The organism is Trabulsiella odontotermitis, from assembly GCF_001297775.1.
Taxonomy (GTDB): Bacteria; Pseudomonadota; Gammaproteobacteria; order Enterobacterales; family Enterobacteriaceae; genus Trabulsiella; species Trabulsiella odontotermitis.
Genome location: NZ_LIFX01000003.1, coordinates 222,272 through 240,777, shown reverse-complemented (window position 1 = coordinate 240,777; position 18,506 = coordinate 222,272). Strand labels below are relative to the sequence as shown.

At 58.3% G+C, this 18,506-nt stretch carries 18 protein-coding genes; 7 read left to right on the top strand and 11 right to left on the bottom strand.

The window, feature by feature from the left end; all coding sequences use genetic code 11:
* Positions 1–19 precede the first annotated feature (19 nt).
* Complete coding sequence (locus tag AOY23_RS04640; protein ID WP_054177658.1) at positions 20–1,444, top strand: 6-phospho-beta-glucosidase; 1,425 nt, start codon at positions 20–22, stop codon at positions 1,442–1,444.
* A 43-nt stretch (positions 1,445–1,487) separates the two neighbouring features.
* Here AOY23_RS04640 and hycI read toward each other — a convergent pair whose 3' ends face one another.
* On the bottom strand, positions 1,488–1,943 hold the full coding sequence (gene hycI, locus AOY23_RS04635) for a hydrogenase maturation peptidase HycI (protein WP_054177814.1): 456 nt from the start codon (positions 1,941–1,943) through the stop codon (positions 1,488–1,490).
* 167 nt (positions 1,944–2,110) lie between these two features.
* Between hycI and AOY23_RS04630 the strand changes: the two genes are divergently transcribed.
* A complete protein-coding gene (locus AOY23_RS04630; RefSeq protein WP_235501653.1) occupies positions 2,111–3,805 on the top strand; it encodes a sigma 54-interacting transcriptional regulator in 1,695 nt (564 codons plus the stop codon).
* A gap of 22 nt (positions 3,806–3,827) precedes the next feature.
* Here AOY23_RS04630 and AOY23_RS04625 read toward each other — a convergent pair whose 3' ends face one another.
* The 10 genes from AOY23_RS04625 to AOY23_RS04580 are packed head-to-tail and all read right to left on the bottom strand — an operon-like array spanning position 3,828 to position 14,582.
* Entirely contained in the window at positions 3,828–4,235 is a 408-nt protein-coding gene (locus AOY23_RS04625; RefSeq protein WP_054177656.1) for a formate hydrogenlyase maturation HycH family protein, read from the bottom strand.
* A complete protein-coding gene (locus AOY23_RS04620) occupies positions 4,232–4,987 on the bottom strand; it encodes an NADH-quinone oxidoreductase subunit B family protein (protein ID WP_054177655.1) in 756 nt (251 codons plus the stop codon). Before AOY23_RS04620 ends, AOY23_RS04625 begins: the two co-directional genes overlap by 4 nt.
* Positions 4,980–5,534, bottom strand: a complete 555-nt coding sequence (hyfH, locus tag AOY23_RS04615; RefSeq protein ID WP_054177654.1) for a hydrogenase 4 subunit H — start codon at positions 5,532–5,534, stop codon at positions 4,980–4,982. Before hyfH ends, AOY23_RS04620 begins: the two co-directional genes overlap by 8 nt.
* 10 nt (positions 5,535–5,544) lie before the next feature.
* Positions 5,545–7,278, bottom strand: a complete 1,734-nt coding sequence (locus tag AOY23_RS04610) for a hydrogenase large subunit (protein WP_054177653.1) — start codon at positions 7,276–7,278, stop codon at positions 5,545–5,547.
* Positions 7,275–8,864: a hydrogenase 4 subunit F gene (locus AOY23_RS04605; protein WP_054177652.1), complete on the bottom strand. Its 1,590-nt coding sequence runs from the start codon at positions 8,862–8,864 to the stop codon at positions 7,275–7,277. The genes AOY23_RS04610 and AOY23_RS04605 overlap by 4 nt, the downstream gene beginning before the upstream one ends.
* A gap of 4 nt (positions 8,865–8,868) precedes the next feature.
* Positions 8,869–9,519, bottom strand: coding sequence for a hydrogenase 4 membrane subunit (gene hyfE, locus AOY23_RS04600; RefSeq protein ID WP_054177651.1), 651 nt, complete (start codon positions 9,517–9,519; stop codon positions 8,869–8,871).
* A gap of 11 nt (positions 9,520–9,530) precedes the next feature.
* Positions 9,531–10,973, bottom strand: a complete 1,443-nt coding sequence (locus tag AOY23_RS04595) for a hydrogenase 4 subunit D (protein ID WP_054177650.1) — start codon at positions 10,971–10,973, stop codon at positions 9,531–9,533.
* A 12-nt stretch (positions 10,974–10,985) separates the two neighbouring features.
* A complete protein-coding gene (locus AOY23_RS04590; RefSeq protein ID WP_054177649.1) occupies positions 10,986–11,936 on the bottom strand; it encodes a respiratory chain complex I subunit 1 family protein in 951 nt (316 codons plus the stop codon).
* A 10-nt stretch (positions 11,937–11,946) separates the two neighbouring features.
* The gene (gene hyfB, locus AOY23_RS04585) at positions 11,947–13,962 is read right to left on the bottom strand and encodes a hydrogenase 4 subunit B (protein WP_054177648.1); all 2,016 of its coding nucleotides are present in this window, start codon (positions 13,960–13,962) and stop codon (positions 11,947–11,949) included.
* On the bottom strand, positions 13,962–14,582 hold the full coding sequence (locus tag AOY23_RS04580; RefSeq protein WP_054177647.1) for a 4Fe-4S dicluster domain-containing protein: 621 nt from the start codon (positions 14,580–14,582) through the stop codon (positions 13,962–13,964). The genes hyfB and AOY23_RS04580 overlap by 1 nt, the downstream gene beginning before the upstream one ends.
* 305 nt (positions 14,583–14,887) lie before the next feature.
* Here AOY23_RS04580 and hypA point away from each other — a divergent pair, with 305 nt between their 5' ends.
* From hypA to hypE, 5 genes are read left to right on the top strand one after another with little or no spacing between them, the layout of a single operon-like run.
* On the top strand, positions 14,888–15,238 hold the full coding sequence (gene hypA / locus AOY23_RS04575) for a hydrogenase maturation nickel metallochaperone HypA (protein ID WP_054177646.1): 351 nt from the start codon (positions 14,888–14,890) through the stop codon (positions 15,236–15,238).
* A gap of 3 nt (positions 15,239–15,241) precedes the next feature.
* Positions 15,242–16,114, top strand: coding sequence for a hydrogenase nickel incorporation protein HypB (hypB, locus tag AOY23_RS04570; protein ID WP_054177645.1), 873 nt, complete (start codon positions 15,242–15,244; stop codon positions 16,112–16,114).
* A complete protein-coding gene (locus tag AOY23_RS04565) occupies positions 16,105–16,377 on the top strand; it encodes a HypC/HybG/HupF family hydrogenase formation chaperone (protein WP_038157553.1) in 273 nt (90 codons plus the stop codon). The genes hypB and AOY23_RS04565 overlap by 10 nt, the downstream gene beginning before the upstream one ends.
* Positions 16,377–17,498 carry a hydrogenase formation protein HypD gene (hypD, locus tag AOY23_RS04560; protein ID WP_054177644.1) on the top strand — a complete coding sequence of 374 codons (1,122 nt, stop codon included), beginning with the start codon at positions 16,377–16,379 and terminating at the stop codon, positions 17,496–17,498. The genes AOY23_RS04565 and hypD overlap by 1 nt, the downstream gene beginning before the upstream one ends.
* On the top strand, positions 17,495–18,505 hold the full coding sequence (gene hypE, locus AOY23_RS04555) for a hydrogenase expression/formation protein HypE (protein ID WP_054177643.1): 1,011 nt from the start codon (positions 17,495–17,497) through the stop codon (positions 18,503–18,505). Before hypD ends, hypE begins: the two co-directional genes overlap by 4 nt.
* Position 18,506: the final 1 nt, after the last annotated feature.

Here is an 18,506-nt window from a genome sequence, read left to right as displayed (position 1 = left end):
CACAGTAAAGAGGTAACGGATGTCGAGTTTTCCGCAAGGATTTTTATGGGGCGGCGCACTGGCCGCCAACCAGTCTGAAGGCGCATATCAGGAAGGCGGCAAGGGATTAACCACCGTCGATATGATCCCACACGGCGCAGGCAGAATGCCGGTCAAGCTGGGTCTGGAAAAGCGTTTTCAGTTGCGTGACGACGAATTTTACCCAAGCCACGTGGCGATCGATTTTTATCATCGCTACAAAGAGGACATCGCCCTGATGGCGGAGATGGGGTTCAGCGTATTCCGCACCTCTATCGCCTGGAGCCGCCTGTACCCGAACGGTGACGAGCCGTTTCCCTGTGAAGCTGGGATCGCCTTTTACCGTTCGGTGTTCGAAGAGTGCAAAAAGTACAACATCGAACCACTGGTGACGCTGTGCCATTTTGACGTACCGATGCATCTGGTAACGGAATATGGCTCCTGGCGCAACCGCAAGATGATCGACTTCTTCACCCGCTATGCGCGCACCTGTTTTGAAGCCTTTGATGGTCTGGTGAAATACTGGCTGACCTTCAATGAAATCAACATCATGCTGCACAGCCCTTTTTCCGGTGCCGGACTGGTGTTTGAAGCCGGTGAAAATCAGGATCAGGTGAAGTATCAGGCGGCGCATCACGAACTGGTGGCGAGCGCGCTGGCGACGAAAATCGCCCATGAGGTCAACCCGGCCAACCAGGTGGGTTGCATGCTGGCAGGCGGCAATTTCTACCCTTACTCCTGCAAGCCGGAAGATGTCTGGACAGCACTGGAGAAAGATCGCGAAAACCTGTTCTTTATTGATGTGCAGGCGCGTGGCGCTTATCCGGCCTATTCCGCGCGAGTGTTTCGTGAAAAAGGGGTGGTGATTGTCAAAGATCCGGGTGACGACGAGGCGCTGAAAAACACCGTCGATTTCGTCTCTTTCAGCTATTACGCCTCACGCTGTGCGTCGGCGGAGATGAACACCAACAACACCAGCGCGGCGAACGTCGTTAAGTCACTGAAAAACCCTTACCTTGAAGCCAGCGACTGGGGCTGGGGTATTGATCCGCTGGGGCTGCGTATCACCATGAACATGATGTACGACCGCTATCAGAAGCCGCTGTTTCTGGTGGAGAACGGGCTTGGCGCGCGTGATGAGCCGGATGCCAGTGGCGAAATCAACGACGACTACCGCATCGATTACCTGCGCGAGCATATCAAAGCGATGCGCGACGCCATTGACGACGGGATCCCGCTGATAGGTTACACCACCTGGGGTTGCATTGACCTGGTAGCCGCCTCGACCGGGGAAATGAGCAAGCGCTACGGTTTTGTCTATGTTGATCGCGATGACGAGGGCAACGGCACGCTGGCGCGTACGCGGAAGAAATCGTTCTGGTGGTACAAGAAAGTGATTGCCAGTAACGGGGCGGATTTAACGTAGTGTTTTTACAAGCCCGGTAAGCGCAGCGCCACCGGGCTAAAACTCAAAGCGGAAGAAACCCGCCGTTCCCTTCCCACGCGGCCAGCCGCGAATAAACGGTTTCGACCGCCGCTTTAATGTTCGGCGTCATCGGATAGTAAAACCCGACAATATCCGGTTGAATGCCGACAAAAATCACTTCGCCAACGTCTTCTTTCAGTTGATCCACCAGGTAGTTCAGCGGCATGTTGTGAGTGGTCATCAGGAACATTTCCGCGATATCGTCCGGGTCGACAATGCGAATTTCGCCAGGGTCGAGCCCCATATCGGTGGCATCGACGATCATCAGGCGCTGTGGCTGAAGTTCACGGATCGCCGCCACGTCTCGTTCCGGCGCGCTCCCCCCGTCGAAAACGATCCACTCGCCCTGCGGCGCGGCGGCACACATTTCCGCCAGCAACGGACCGGCGCCGTCGTCACCCATCATGCTATTGCCGACACACAGTAATACGCTGGTCACCTTCATCCCCCACCTGTATTCATCTTAATTGCAGAAAAACCCACTGATATCAACGAAACCTCAGCGCCGATTATTTTATATTGCACGCTGCACATGAATAATGATCTTAAATAGTATTGCTGAATCATTGCTACTATCAGACGATATCTCCCGAACAGGCTGAACAGATGAATGATGTAAAGAAGCTGTCAGGCAAGAAAATAAGAACCATTCCCATCTCAAATGAAGAGTGGAATAACCATCTGATAGCAATGATTAATTCCGGCGTCGAGCCGGAACTGCTGGAATTCTTTCATCAGTTAAAAGACGAACGAGACGAATATCGTATTCTGGTGGATATCACCAACTCCGTGCTCGCGCACCTAGACCGCGACGGAATGGTCGGCGCCATTTCGGAAGATATTCACCGTTACTTCGCCATTCCTTCAGTTGCTATCGCGTTTCTTGACGGTGGTAATGCGGGTCATTTTCCGGTCACCCACTGTCTGTGGAAAGAGGACCAGGGCTATTATTGCGAGCAGAAAAGCTATTCGCTGGCAGAGAGCGATATTCAGAACCGGATCCGGCATCCGCAGGCGGTTGCCCTGACTGCAGAAACCCGCGAGCCGCTGTTGCATGATCTTTATTCCGCCGGAATGCAGGTCGCGTTGTTGTTACCGCTGACCTTTAATTCCCACTCGCCGGGTATTCTGATCCTGGCGCATACCGATATCAGCGCGTTTACCCCCGCCGTCTGTTCCCTGTTAGGGCAAATCGCCTCGCGGATCAGCATTGGCGTGGATAACTCCAACGCCTGGGATGAAATAACCCGACTTAAGGACGCGTTAAAACAGGAAAATACCTGGCTTAACGAACAAATTCAAAATGCCGAAAGCCTGAACGATATTATTTTTCAAAGCACGGCGATGAAAAATTTACTCCGTCAGGTGGAAATCGTCGCCACCAGCGACAGCACGGTTCTGCTGCTGGGGGAAACCGGCACCGGCAAGGAGCTTATCGCCCGCGCGATCCACAAACTCAGCCCGCGTTCTGCCGGGCCGCTGGTGAAAATAAACTGTGCGGCGATCCCCGCCAGTCTGCTGGAAAGCGATCTGTTCGGTCATGAAAAAGGGGCGTTTACCGGCGCCACCAGCACCCATATCGGACGTTTTGAAATGGCAAAAGGCGGGACGCTGTTTCTCGACGAGATCGGCGACATGCCGCTGGAGCTTCAGCCCAAACTGCTGCGGGTTCTGCAGGAACGCGAAATTGAGCGCGTGGGCGGTCATCAGGTGATCCCGGTCAACGTGCGCGTGGTGGCTGCCACCAACCGCAATCTGAAACAGATGGTTGAAGAGAAAACCTTCCGTAGCGATCTCTTTTACCGCCTGAACGTTTTCCCGGTGGAAGTGCCGCCATTGCGCGATCGCCCGGAAGACATTCCTCCGCTGGTGACCAGCTTTACCCGTAAGTTGGCGGCGCGCATGAATAAAACCATCGACACCGTCCCTGCCGCCGGAATTCAGGCGCTGTGCCGCTACCCGTGGCCGGGTAACGCGCGGGAACTGCAGAACGTGATTGAACGCGCGGTGATCCTCACCGAAGGCAGCACGCTGAACCTGCAACTCAACGAGCTGAAAATACCGGCGGCAGCGGGCCCGATCGCCCCGCAACTCCCCACCACGACGCGAAAACTGCCCGCCATGTTCAACCCGCAGACGCCGGAAAACGACGATGACGAACGGGCGCGTATTGTGCAGGCGTTGCGTGAAACCAATGGTATTGTCGCCGGGCCGAGAGGAGCAGCCAGTAAGCTTGGGCTGAAACGCACCACGCTGTTGTCGAGGATGCAGCGGCTGGGAATTAATACGCGGGAGCTATAGTCGCTTCCCGCGTGGCGCGCTTTTAGTGACGCTTCGCAATGAGGTAGATAGCCGGTTCGCGTTCAATTTCCGCCAGCAGTTCAATCAGGCGCAGGCTCCAGCTTTTGAAAGGCTCTGCGCCGGTTTTGCTGAGTGCATCAACCGTAAAGGCCAGCAGCGAAGTGTGCGTCGAATCGATGGTGATTTCGCCAAACTTCAGCAACCCGCTCAGCTTGCGCCGCCCTTCTCCTTCCGGTAACAACGCCAGCCAGTCGTTGTATCCGTCCAGCGGGCATTGCAGTTCCGTTTTCAGACAGTCAATCATGCCGACGTGGTGACCAATCGCCAGCGAGTAGTACATCACCTGCTGGCTTTCGGCGGGAATGTCGTCATCGCTGTCGACAAACTTCTGCCGCAGCGACCAGAAGGTGACTTTTCCTGTTTCGCTCATGCCACCACCTGCCCGGCAACAATGCCTGTCAGTCGCTGCACAATTTCCGTCAGCCGGGGATCATTTTCCTGTTTAAGCCAGGCGTCAACACCCGCGGTCTCCTGATGTTGCAGGAGGTCGAGGAAGCGGTGGCTAATCATTTTCCCCTGCCGGTAACCCGCCATCCGCCGCGCTTCGCGCTCAACCGAGACGCGCAGACTTAACGGAATGCCCGGCAGGATCGGCACTGGTTTTTCGTCCTCGCCCTGAATGTGATTCACCCCTTTGAGTTTCTGCTCCAGCAGCCCCAGCGCCACGGCAAAACCGTGGATAGTGGCCGCAGGCGTCGGTGGGCAACCGGGGATCCACACATCCACTGGCACGATGGTGTCGCTGCCGCCCCAGACGCAGTAGAGATCGTGGAAAATCCCGCCGCCAACGCCGCAGGCCCCGTAAGAGATGCAGATTTTCGGGTCCGGTGCCGACTCGTACGCCCGCAGCGCAGGCATGCGCATGGCGCGGGTGACGGCGCCGGTAAACAGCAGAATATCGGCATGGCGCGGTGAGGCCACGACCTTGATACCAAAGCGTTCGGCATCAAAGACCGGGGTGATGGCGGAAAAGATCTCGATTTCACAGCCGTTGCAGCCGCCGCAGTCCACGCGGTAAACATAAGCTGAACGCTTAATATCTTTCAGCAGTGTTTGCTTCATCCGCGCGACGTCGTCAGTCAGCGTAATCGGCTGGCTGACGTGATGATTAAATTCACTCATGACGCTCCTCCGCGACGGTAAAACTCATAGGCTGCCGGTCATGGCTGGCGAGAGTCTGTTTGCGTTTGCACGCCGGGCAGGTACTGAACTGCGTACTCATGCCCGCCAGCGCCTCATCGCTGACCCCGGAATGGCGCAGCAGCTCCACGGCATACTGCACTGATTTTTCCGACGTGAAAGGCTGATGGCACGCCACACAGTGCTGCAGACGAAACACCACTTTCACATACAGATCAGCTTTGTTGGTCACCGCCAGTTCGAAGTCTTCCGACAACCGAATGGCGTTCGTCGGGCACACTTCTTCGCAGCGGCCACAGAAAATGCAGCGGCCGATAAACAACTGCCAGATGCGCTCGTTGCTTTCCGGATGGGTTTCCATGGTCAGCGCATTGGCCGGGCACGCCATCGTGCAGGCGGCGCAGGCGATGCACTGCTGCGGATCCAGCTCCGGCTTGCCACGGAAGCCCGGGCACACCTCCAGCGGTTTGAACGGGTATTTCACCGTCGGTTCACCCGCTTTCAGGATGGTTTTAAACAGTTTCAGCATCGTTCAATCCTTACTTAAGCGGCGACTGTGTACGCTCAATGCCATAACGCTCAATCTCTTTGTACGGCACCGTGGTGGACTTGCGTTTACGCACATCCACTAAGGTCACGCGATCGGTACAGGAGTAGCACGGATCGAGGCTCCCGATAATCAGCGGCGCATCGGAGACGGTGTTACCGCGCAGCATGTAGCGCAGCACCGGCCAGTTGGCGTAGGTCGCCGCACGGCAGCGCCAGCGGAACAGCTTCTGGTTATCGCCGAGCATGCTCCAGTGGACGTCTTCGCCACGCGGCGCTTCGACATAACCCAGTGCGAACTTGTGCGGCTGATAGGTAAAGCCTTCGGTCAGCAACGGCCCTTCCCCCATGGTTTCCAGCGCGTATTCGATCATCGCCAGTGAGTCGAACGTTTCTTTCACGCGAACCATCACGCGGGAGAACACATCACCGCCGTCGAAAGAGAACAGGGTTTTCGGCAGGTTGCCGTAATCGGCGTACGGGTGATCAAAGCGCATATCGCGGTTGAAACCACTGCCGCGGATCAGCGGGCCGACCGGGCTGTAATCACGCGCCACCTTGCGGTCGAGGATCCCGACGCCCTGGGTACGCTGCCCGATGTTCGGCGTCGCCAGCAGCATCTCAACCAGGTCGCTGACCTCGGCGCGCATCTCGCGCACCAGTTGCAGGGTTTTAATCCGCTGTTCTTTCAGAATATCGCGGCGAATACCACCAATCAGGTTGAGGCCGTAGGTTTTACGCGAACCGGTGAGCAGTTCCGCCATGGTCATCGACTTCTCACGCACGCGGAAGAACTGCATAAAACCGGTGTCAAAACCAACAAAATGGCTGGAAAGCCCGATATTCAGCAGGTGGCTGTGCAGGCGTTCGACTTCCAGCAGCACCGAGCGAATAGTGTGCGCCCGTTGCGGTACCACAATGCCTAACGCATTTTCGACCGAGGTGGCGTACGCCACGCTGTGAGCAAAGCCGCAGATGCCGCACACACGGTCAGAAAGGAAGGTGACTTCGTTATAGCCCATTCGCGTTTCGGCGAGTTTTTCCATGCCGCGATGCACGTAAAACAGGCGGTAATCGGCATCCACAATCTGCTCGCCGTCAACAAACAGCCGGAAGTGGCCTGGCTCATCAGAGGTGATATGCATCGGACCCACGGGGACGACGCGTGAACGTTTGTCGCCATCGTTGATGAACGGATAGGTTTCGGTCTCCGTGGTCGGCGCCGGGCGCTGGCGATAGTCCATGGTGTCTTTACGCAGCGGGTGCATATCGTCCGGCCAGTCATCCGGCAGCACCAGACGACGCTCATCCGGCAGACCAATCGGCTTCAGACCAAACATGTCACGAATTTCGCGTTCGCCCCACACCGCCGCCGGAACGCGGGGCGTGACTGACGGGAACTCAAGGGAGTGATCCACCAGCGCCTTCACCACCACCCAGCACTTCTCGCCCTCTTCCATCGACAGCGCATAGTAGACGGCGAAATGGCCGTTAAGCGTGCGCTCGTCGTTACCGAACAGCACCGGCAGCCAGCCGCCGCACTGATAGTAGAGAAACTCGACAATCTCCGGCATCACGTTCATTTTGACGGTAATGGTGAGCTGGTCGTTGGTCTGGCGTTCTTCATCGAGAATGGCGCCGGGGAATTTCTCCCGCACCGCCGCCACATAGCCCATACCACGGAGATCACCCTGCGCAAGGCCGTTCATATATTGTTGATAACTCACTTCATTTCTCCAGTACACTCGCGGGTGCAATCACTGTGATTCGAGGAGGTGGCGCGACTCGCCGCCCAGGGCCACTGAAAGGTCTGCTGCGGGGAGGCTTTCATCACCACCGAGGCGGCGTTCTCCAGTATCTGACTTACCGGCTGCGGAATATGCGTACCCATCAGCAGCATCAGCGCCAGCAGGATCGCCATCGGCAGCGTGGTCAGCAGACCAAGCTCACCGCGGCTGGTGGCCTCCGGGGCGGCGCCAAACAGCAGGCAGGCCACCATGCGTATCAGGCCGCCGAGCACCACGGTTAATAACAACAACAACAGGATAGTCAGCCACAGATGTCCGGCCGCAAGCCCGGCGGTCACGGTCATAAATTCACTGAGGAAAATGTTGAATGGCGGCATCCCGGCGAGCGCCAGCGCACCGCCTGCCAGCAGTACCGCGCTGAACGGCATCAGTTTGAGCATGCCACGCACAACGCCCAAGTCGCGGGTGCCGTATTTGAGCAGCACGTTGCCGGAACCGCAGAACAGCAGCGTTTTCGCGAGGCTGTGATTGAGGGTGTGCAGCAGTGCGGCCAGCACGCCCAGCGGGCCGCCAATCCCCAGTGCCACGGCGATAAGCCCCATGTTTTCCACGCTGGAATAGGCCAGCAGACGTTTAACGTCGTGTTGTACCAGAATGAAGAACGCCGCCACCGCCACCGACAGCAGACCAAAGATCAGCAGCAATGTGCTGGGGAACTGCGGGCCGATGGCCTGGCTGATGATGATGTAGAAGCGAATGATCACCAGCAACGCGCAGTTGAGCAGCACCGCCGACAGCAACGCACTGGTGGGGCTTGGCGCTTCACTGTGCGCGTCCGGCAGCCAGGCATGCATCGGGAACAGCCCGGTTTTGGTGCCAAAGCCAATCAGCACGAACACAAACGCCAGGTGCATCAGCGTCGGGTCAAGCTGTCCGGCGTGTTTCAGCACTTCAGTCCAGAAAATGGCGTTGCCCGGATCCGGCATAAAGCTTGCCGCATTGGCGTACACCAGGATCGTGCCGAACAGGCCAAATGCCACGCCGACGGTACAGATGATGATGTACTTCCACGCTGCTTCCAGCGAAGAGCGCTGGCCGTAAATCCCCACCAGGAACGCCGAACTGAGCGTGGTGGCTTCAATCGCCGCCCACATCACAATCAGGTTATTACTGGTCACCACCAGCATCATGGTGAACAGGAACAGATGGAAGAAACCGTAGTAGTTGCACAGCGTGGCGACGGAGATTTCTCCTTCGTCCACCTCATGACGCATATACCCCATCGAGTACAGCCCGGTCAGGAAACCGATGAGTCCGAGGATGGCGAGAAACAGCGCGCTCAGGCTGTCCACGTGCAGCCACAGGTTGCTGGAGAAAATCTCCCCCTGCAGATACACCGCGCGAACGGCGTAGAACGTGACACCCAGCAGCGCGAGAATGCCGAGGCCGTGCAGCAACGTGACCGCCGTACGGGCCGCAGCGCCAAGTGGTCTGCAGGCAAACGCCAGCAGCGAAAACAGCAGCGGCGTGACGATGAGTAAAGTGAAAATAGCGTTATGACTCATGGTGTTATCCCTTCAGCGCCGTCAGTTTGTTGACATCCAGCGTGCCGAGCGTGCGCCAGATTTTCCTCACCAGCAGCACCATGACGATCACCGCGAAGATGGCGTCGGTGGCAATCCCTATCTCCACCAGTTCTGGCGCTTTATACGCCAGCAGAGCGAGAACCAGATGCGAACCGTTTTCCATCAGGCAGTAGCCAAACACCTGTTTGAGGATGTTGCGTTGGGTGACGATACACAGCAGCCCCAGCAGGAAGTGGCCCAGCGCCACAGCCAGCGCGGGTTTCAGTTCATGCAGCATCGGCAGTGCCACCGGATGCACTACAAACCAGCACAGCACCACAATCACTGCCGCCGAGACCATTAACATCGCCGGGCTTATCAGGCTTACATCCGCCGCCGGGTCGGTGAGTTTACGCAGGGCATAGCCCATAATCAGCGGCACCAGCACCACCTTGGTGAGGAAGGCGCTGAACGACCACATCAGCAGTTGTTCGGAATCCAGCGTTCTGGAAAGCGTGAAGAAAATCAGCACCAGCACCAGCGACTGCAGGGCGTAGAACCAGCAGGAGCTACGCGGATGCCTGGCACCAATCACCAGCAGCGATGTCACCATCATCAGCCCGGCGAGATTATTAACAATTAAGGTTCCGGTCATCATCGACTCCCTTAGTTAAGCCAGAGGGCAGCAATCACGCTCGAGCACAGCGACATCACTACCAGCACGACCAATACCACACGCATTGCCAGCGGCAGCGGCGACATCTGCGCCACTTCCGGGCTCGGCTCCCCGGGCACAACGCGACCAAACCAGTAAATCAGCCAGCCGAAACTTGCCACCGACTCAATCAGCACCAGCACCATGACCGGGATGAGCGCCCAGTCGTGGGTGGAGAGTGAGAAACCGGCGGCAAAAATCGGGAATTTACTGAAGAAACCGTTAAACGGCGGCACACCGGCAATCGCCAGTGCGGCGACGCAAAAGCCGATGCCGAGCAGCGGAGACTTACCCATCACACCACGCAACTTCGGCAACAGACGCGTACCACAGCTGTAGCTGAATGCCCCGGCCACCAGGAAGAACAGGCTCTTGGCGAACGCGTGGTTGAAGATGTAGGCAATCCCGCCGTCGAAGGCTTCTTTTGAACCCAGCACCGCCAGCGACAGCGCGAGGAAGATGTACGCGAGTTGGGTGATGGTGGACCACGCCAGCAGGCGTTTCATGTCTTTCTGCGGCAGGTACATCATGAAGCCGTAGATCAGCGTGATGGTGGCCATGACGATCCCGACCCAGCCAATCACGTGCGGCACATTGCCACCTTCGATAATGGCGCGGGCGAAGATATACACCCCGACTTTCACCATGGATGCGGCGTGCAGGTAAGCACTCACTGGCGTGGGTGCTTCCATCGCATCTGGCAGCCAGGCCTGCAACGGCAGTTGCGCCGATTTGCCCCACGCGGCGAACAGGATCCCACCGTAGACGATATAGCTGGCACTACCCGAAAGCTGGCTCAGCGCACTCAGTTCAAAGGTGCCGGTGTTGAGGAACAACGTGGCGGCAGCCAGATACAGCCCCAGCGACGCAACGTGCGTGATCAGCAACGCTTTCATCGCCGAACGCTGAGATTTTGGCGTCTGGTAGTAGCCAATCAGCGCCCACGAACAACCGCCGGTAATTTCGAAGAACAGCAGTTGCCCGAGCAGCGTGGATGAGAGCACCAGCCCCGCCATCGCGCCAATAAAGATCAGCAGAAACGCGTAGTAACGGTTGCCGCCATCATGCGGATGTTCACGGTTGCCAGTGGTCAGATAGCCGGTGGAGTACAGGCTCACCAGCAGGCCAAGGAACACGACCGCGAAAACAATCAGCGTGCTTATCCGGTCAATGGTGAAGCCAAAGAGCGCCACACCGTGATAGCTCACCAGCGTTAAGGTTTGTGCAACTTTTCCACCAGCCAGAAACTGCCAGCCGAGCGCCACCGTGCCAAGCGTCGCCAGCAACGCAAATAAAGTACAGACGATGCGCGCCCGGCGCTGCGGCAGGCAGGCCGTCAGCAGTGCGCCGATAAACGGCAGCAGCAGGGTCGTCAGCGCTATTTTTTCCATCATTAGCGGCGCTCCTTACAGACCGGTAAAGTAAAAGACGAAGGCCAGCACCGCGATGCCGAAGACAAGCCAGGTCACGCGATGGGTCAGCAGGAAGCGTCCGCGCGCCAGTGAGTTCTCAATGATGGAGGCCAGCACAAAGACCACCACCAGCTTGATAATCATCACCACCAGCGCCAGTAACAGCGCCGATGCCGAGAGGCTCGCCGCTTTACCAAACGGAATGAACACTGCGAGAAACATCTCGGCGACCACTACCTGCTTGAGGCCAATCCCCCACTTCACCAGCGCAAAGTCTGCGCCGGAATATTCGGTGAGCGGCCCTTCCTGCAATTCCTGCTCGGCTTCCGCCACGTCGAAGGGGATTTTGCCCATCTCGATAAACGCGGCGAAACCGCAGGCCAGGAACGCCATAAAGATAGCCAGCGGCGAGGACCAGCCCTCTGACAGCACCGCACTGATGGTGCCAATGTTGGTGGAGCCGACGATCAGCGCCACCACCAGCAGGCCGAGGATCAGAATCGGCTCAACCAGAATGCCGAGGGTTAACTCGCGGCTGGCGCCAATCCCGGCGAAGGTACTGCTGCTGTCGAGCCCTGAGAGCGAAAAGAAGAAGCGGAACAGGGCGAACAGATACAACAGGGTGATCAGGTCTCCCGCGCCGCCGAACGGCGAGGTACGGGTAAAGACCGGCAGCGCCATCGCCACCAGCAACATGCTGCTGAGCAGCACCCACGGCATGATGCGGAACATAGCGCCGGATTGTTGCGGACCCACGGGCTGACGCTTCATCAGCTTGCTGAGGTCCCGATAGTCCTGAAGAATGCCCGGGCCACGTCGCGACTGCATCCGCGCACGGATCTGGCGGGAAATACCGGTCATCAGCGGCGTCAGCGCCAGCAATACTGCCGCCTGACAGAGCGCAAACAGCCCCATTCCCCACTCTGGCGTTTGTTGGATTAACATCTCATTCTCCTCACAGGGCCACGGTCAGTAACAGAATGACCAGCGCCACCACCACGTACAGGCAGTAGAGGCGGAAGTCCCCGCTCTGCATCCGCTGGATACCGGCCCCCATCCGCTGAACCAGACGCACCAGCGGCCAGATAATACGGTCGTCCCAGAACGGTTCGACCGCCGCGGCCCCTTCAGTCACTTTCGTCAGGCTGCGGTTCAACGCTGCCGACGGATCAAGCTGCTTACGCATGCGGTACAGCGGCGCGAACATCACCCGCAGCGGCTGAGTAAAGCTGCCTGCGGAAGCGGACATTGCCTCTTCCCACGCATAACCACAGGCCCACGGCTCTCCGCGACGACGAAATGCACCGCGATCGCCACGCAACACCCACCACACCGCGAGCGGCAGCACCGGCAGCGCAATCAACAACAGGAAAGAGATCGCCGGAGAGAGCATCGCCTGCGCGCTGTCGCCCGGCTGGAGCAGCATGTTGCTCGCCACGGTCACGTCAGTGCCATGAGTCAGCGAGGTCGCCACCTGCGCCAGCACCGGAGCGACAACAGAAGCACCCACACCCAGCGCGATGCACAGCAGCGCCATCACGATCATCGCCGCCGTCATCGGCCACGGCACCTCGCGCGCATGTTCCGCCTGCTCGCTGCGCGCCCCGCCGCAGAAGCTGATGCCGTAAACTTTTACGAAGCACATCGCCGCCAGCGCACCGGTGATCGCCAGCATGACGATCGCCACCGGTCCCGCCAGACGCATGGCGAAATCACCGTCGTGACTCATGGTGAAAAGAGACTGATAGGTAAACCACTCGCTGACGAAACCGTTCAGCGGCGGCAGCGCAGAAATGGACATACAGCCGATGAGAAAAGCGGTGCCGGTGAGCGGCATCAGCTTCGCCAGACCGCCCATTTTTTCCATATCGCGAGTATGGACGCGGAAGATCACCGCCCCGGCGCCAAGGAACAGCAGCCCTTTGAACAGCGCATGGTTTAAGAGGTGGAACAGCGCGCCGAGCAGACCGATGACCGCCAGCAGCGGATGATGGCTGGCAATGCCGACCATCCCCACCCCGACACCCATCAGGATGATGCCAATGTTCTCGACCGTGTGCCACGCCAGCAGACGTTTGATATCGTGCTCGGCAAGTGCGTACAGCACGCCCAGCACAGAGGAAACGGCGCCAAAGGCCAGCACCAGAATGCCCCACCAGCTCTGGCTCGCGCCGAGCAGGTCAACACCCACTTTGATGATACCGAAGATCCCCACCTTCACCATTACCCCGGACATTAACGCGGAAGCATGCGAAGGTGCCGCCGGGTGCGCTTTCGGCAGCCAGCTGTGCAACGGCAACATACCGGCTTTGGCGCCGAAGCCGAGGAAGGCAAGAATAAAGACGACGGAGGCCATCAGCGGAGTCAGGCTCAGGTGGCGAAACGACTCAAACTCCAGACTGCCGCTTTCGCGCCACATCAGGAAGAAGGCCACCATGATCAACACTGAACCGGCGTGAGCGATGAAGAAGTAGAGCAGACCGGCTTTGATGGACTCTTCGCTCTGGTCGGCGATCACCAGGAACCACGACGCCAGCGACATCATTTCAAACAGGATGATGAACCAGAAGCCGTTGTCCATCACCATCAGGCCCACCATCGAGGCGATGAACAGATTCATAAAGAAGCCCATCGACGCGGCGCCTTTACCGAGATACTCCTCCATATAGGAGAGCGAATAGAGCGCGCAGAGGGTCACCAGCAGTGAAATCACCGTCACCATGAAAGCCGCGAGGCTGTCCATGCGCACGCTGAAGGGGGCAAACGAGAACGGCCCCGTGGCGCTCCAGGTCAGCACCTCTCCACCAAGCAGAACCGGCAGCGCGCTACAAAGCCCGAGGATGCCCCCGGCGATGGCGCACAGCCCGGCGATGCGGATAGCACCCCGCTCGTTATTCTGCAGCAGCAGCGAAATCACCCCACCGATGACATACAGCACTACAGACCACATCAGTAATTGCAGTGAATCCATCAGTTTTGCTCCCCTGTGAGGTAATCCATACCCGGCAGCGCATCCGGCATCGACAGTGCCGTGAGCGCCCTGCGCTGCTGCATTTGCGCGTTGACTGACTCAGGTTCGATAAGATGCAGCGCGTGCGTTGGGCAGGAGCGAATGCAGGCGGGCCCTTCCGGCAGGAAGTGGCACAGGTCGCACTTCACCGCGACGGTGCGGATACCGGCGTTCCAGCTCAGGAAGGGGTTCATCCCCTCCGGGCTTGCCGGGACATCACCGAGCACCCCGGCGGGCACGACGTGTTCATACTGTGCGGGCGCATCCACCGGCGTACTGCCTGACGGCGTAATCGCGCCAAAGGGGCAGACCAGGCCGCACAGCTTGCAACCGATGCACAGGCTTTCGTTAAGCAGAACGCCGCCGTCCTCAAAGGCGATGGCGTTCACCGGGCACACCTGTTTACAGGGCGCGTCTTCGCAATGACGACAGAGCACCGGCGCAGTGCTGCTTTCGGTTCGCGTCATCGCAAGCCTGGGGTGTTGCTGTAACCCCTGCGCTTTGTGGACATCAGTGCAGGCTGCGAGGCAGGTATTGCATCCGATACACCACTGAGGATCCGCAATCACAAAGCGGTTCATGTGTATTCCTCTGAAGCTGAAGAAAATGATCTCGCTTGATTAGCAAATCCCATGCCAGTTACGAATTAACATTAAAATCAAGAAGATAAACAAAAATAAACGCCGGAGCGGCGTGTCATCGACAGTATGACGACGTTTCTGACGATCGCCGTTTGTAGCCGACTGGCGGCCACCGTCATTCGTGGCGACAGATCGTCATAAGTGTCATTTCTGCACTGTCACTCTTGCTCTTCGTTTTAAAAATCAATGTGATAAAAGGTGGTCTGCATTTTGCATTTCTGCGGCGAATGAAAGACGGAGGCACTATGCACGAAATCACGCTTTGCCAGCGGGCGATTGAAATCGTCGAACAGCAGGCCGCGGCGAATGGCGCGAAACGCGTAATTGCGGTCTGGATCAAAATTGGGGCTTTTTCTTGCGTAGAAAGCAGCTCACTTCGCTTCTGTTTTGATCTGGTTTGTCGCGGCACGCTTGCGGAAGGCTGTAAACTGCATATTGAAGAGCAGCAGGCCGAGTGCTGGTGCGAACATTGTCAGCAATACGTTCAACTGCTGTCACAACACGTTCGCCGCTGCCCGCAGTGTCAGAGTGACGCGCTGCAGATCGTGGCGGATGACGGGATGCAGATCCAGCGAATTGAAATTGATCAGGAGTAAGTTATGTGTACCACTTGCGGTTGCGGAGAAGGCAACCTCTATATTGAAGGTGACGAACACAATCCTCATTCGGCGTTTCGTGGCGCCCCGTTCGCCCCTGCTGCGCGCCCTGCGCTAAGCATCACCGGGATCAAAACGCAGGATTTCGCCCCCACACAATCTGAACACGGTGACCTGCATTACGGTCATGGCGAAGCAGGCACCCATGCGCCGGGCATGAGCCAGCGCCGGATGCTGGAAGTGGAAATCGACGTGCTGGATAAAAACAACCAGCTCGCCGCCCGCAACCGTGCACGTTTTGCCGCGCATCAACAACTGGTGCTGAATCTGGTTTCCAGCCCCGGCTCCGGTAAAACCACCCTGCTGACTGAAACCCTACAACGGCTGAACGGTCACGTGCCCTGCGCCGTCATCGAAGGCGATCAGCAAACCGTCAACGACGCCGCGCGTATCCGCGCCACCGGCACGCCCGCCATTCAGGTGAACACCGGGAAAGGCTGCCATCTGGATGCGCAAATGATTGCCGATGCCGCGCCGCGTCTGCCGCTCGACGATGGCGGCATTCTGTTTATTGAAAACGTCGGCAACCTCGTCTGCCCGGCGGGGTTTGATCTCGGCGAACGTCATAAAGTGGCGGTGCTGTCAGTTACCGAAGGCGAAGACAAGCCGCTAAAATACCCGCATATGTTCGCTGCCGCCTCGCTGATGCTGCTCAACAAAGTCGATTTGCTGCCGTACCTCAATTTCGACGTGGAAAAATGTATGGCGTATGCGCGGGAAGTGAACCCGAACATTGAAATCATTCTTATCTCCGCCACCAGCGGCGAAGGGATGGAACACTGGCTACACTGGCTGGAGGCGCAGCGATGTGCATAGGCATTCCCGGCCAGATTTGCGCCATTGACGGCAGCATGGCGAAAGTTGACGTCAATGGCATTCGCCGCGATGTCGATCTCACGCTGGTCGGTCACGTTGATGACACCGGTGCATCGCGCCTCGGCCAGTGGGTGCTGGTGCACGTCGGTTTTGCCATGAGCGTGATTAATGAAACGGAAGCCCGCGACACGCTGGCGGCGCTACAGAACATGTACGAGGTGGAGCCGGATGTCGGCGCGCTGCTGTACGGCGAGGAGAGATAATGCGCTTTGTGGATGAATACCGTGCGCCCGAACAGGTGATGAAGCTTATTGCACACCTCAGCGCGCGCGCCGGACTTCTCGATTACACCGCCGCGCGACCGCTGCGCATCATGGAAGTGTGTGGCGGGCATACGCACGCCATCTTTAAATTCGGTCTCGACCAGCTGTTGCCGGAAAACATCGAATTCATCCACGGCCCGGGCTGCCCGGTATGCGTGCTGCCGATGGGCCGTATCGATACCTGTACCGAAATCGCCAGCCACCCGGAAGTCATTTTCTGCACCTTTGGCGACGCGATGCGCGTGCCGGGCAAAAACGGCTCGCTGATGCAGGCAAAAGCGCGTGGCGCGGATATCCGCATCGTCTATTCGCCGATGGATGCGCTGAAACTGGCGCAACAAAACCCGCAACGCAAAGTGGTGTTCTTCGGTCTGGGGTTTGAAACCACCATGCCCACCACCGCCATCACCCTGAAACAGGCGCGCGAGCAGAATGTCGATAACTTCTTCTTTTTCTGCCAGCACATCACCTTAATTCCTACCCTGCGCAGTCTGCTGGAGCAACCGGATAACGGCATCGACGCGTTCCTCGCGCCGGGGCACGTCAGCATGGTAATTGGCACCGACGCCTACGGGTTTATCGCCAGCCAGTATCACCGGCCATTAGTGGTCGCCGGGTTTGAGCCGATGGATCTGCTGCAGGGCGTCTGCATGCTGGTCGAGCAGAAAATTGCCGCGAAAAGCGAGGTGGAAAACCAGTACCGGCGCGTGGTGCCGGACAGCGGCAACCCGCTCGCACAGGCCGCCATCGCCGAGGTGTTTACCGTCAGAGGCGACAGCGAATGGCGCGGACTGGGGCTGATTAACGACTCCGGCGTCCGCTTAACCGACGACTACCAGCGTTTTGATGCCGAAGCGCATTTCCAGCCAGCACCGCAGAAAGTGTATGACGATCCGCGCGCCCGTTGCGGCGAAGTGTTGACGGGCCGTTGCAAACCGCATCAGTGCCCGTTGTTTGGCAATACCTGTAACCCACAGAGCGCATTTGGCGCGCTGATGGTCTCTTCCGAAGGGGCGTGCGCCGCGTGGTATCAATATCGAAGTCAGGAATGTGAAGCATGAAAAGCGTCCAGATAGCGCACGGCAGCGGCGGCCAGGCGATGCAGCAGTTAATCAACGATCTGTTTATGCAGGCGTTTAACAATCCGTGGCTGGCGGAGCAGGAAGATCAGGCGCGGCTTGATCTGGCACAGTTCACCGCCCAGGGCGACCGGCTGGCGTTTTCTACCGACAGCTATGTTATCGATCCGCTGTTTTTCCCTGGCGGCAACATCGGCAAGCTGGCGGTTTGCGGAACGGCCAATGACGTTGCCGTCAGCGGCGCCATCCCCCGTTTTCTCTCCTGCGGGTTCATCCTTGAAGAAGGGCTGGAGATGGCGACGCTGGAAGCGGTGGTCAACAGCATGGCGCAAACGGCCAAAGCGGCAGACATTGCCATCGTCACCGGTGACACCAAAGTGGTGCAGCACGGTGCGGCGGACAAACTGTTTATCAATACTGCCGGGCTGGGCGCCATTCCGGCGGATATTCACTGGGGCGCACAGACGCTGACGCCCGGTGACGTGCTGCTGGTCAGCGGTACGCTGGGTGATCATGGCGCGACCATCCTTAACCTGCGCGAACAACTGGGGCTCGACGGCGAGCTGGTCAGCGACTGCGCGGTACTGACGCCGCTTATCCAGTCGCTGCGCGACATCACCGGCGTCAAAGCCCTGCGCGATGCCACCCGTGGCGGCGTGAATGCGGTGGTGCATGAATTTGCCGCCGCCAGCGGCTGCGGTATCGAACTCAACGAACAGCAGTTGCCGGTCAATGCCGCGGTGCGCGGCGTCTGCGAACTGCTCGGTCTGGAAGCCCTCAACTTCGCCAACGAAGGCAAACTGGTGATCGCGGTCGCCCGCGATGCCGCCGAAAATGTGCTGGCGCAGTTGCGTTCTCACCCGCTCGGCCAGCATGCGGCGATGATTGGTGAAGTGGTGGAACGCCGTGGTGTTCGCCTGACGGGCCTGTACGGCGTGAAGCGTACGCTGGATTTACCGCATGCGGAGCCGTTACCCAGAATCTGTTAAT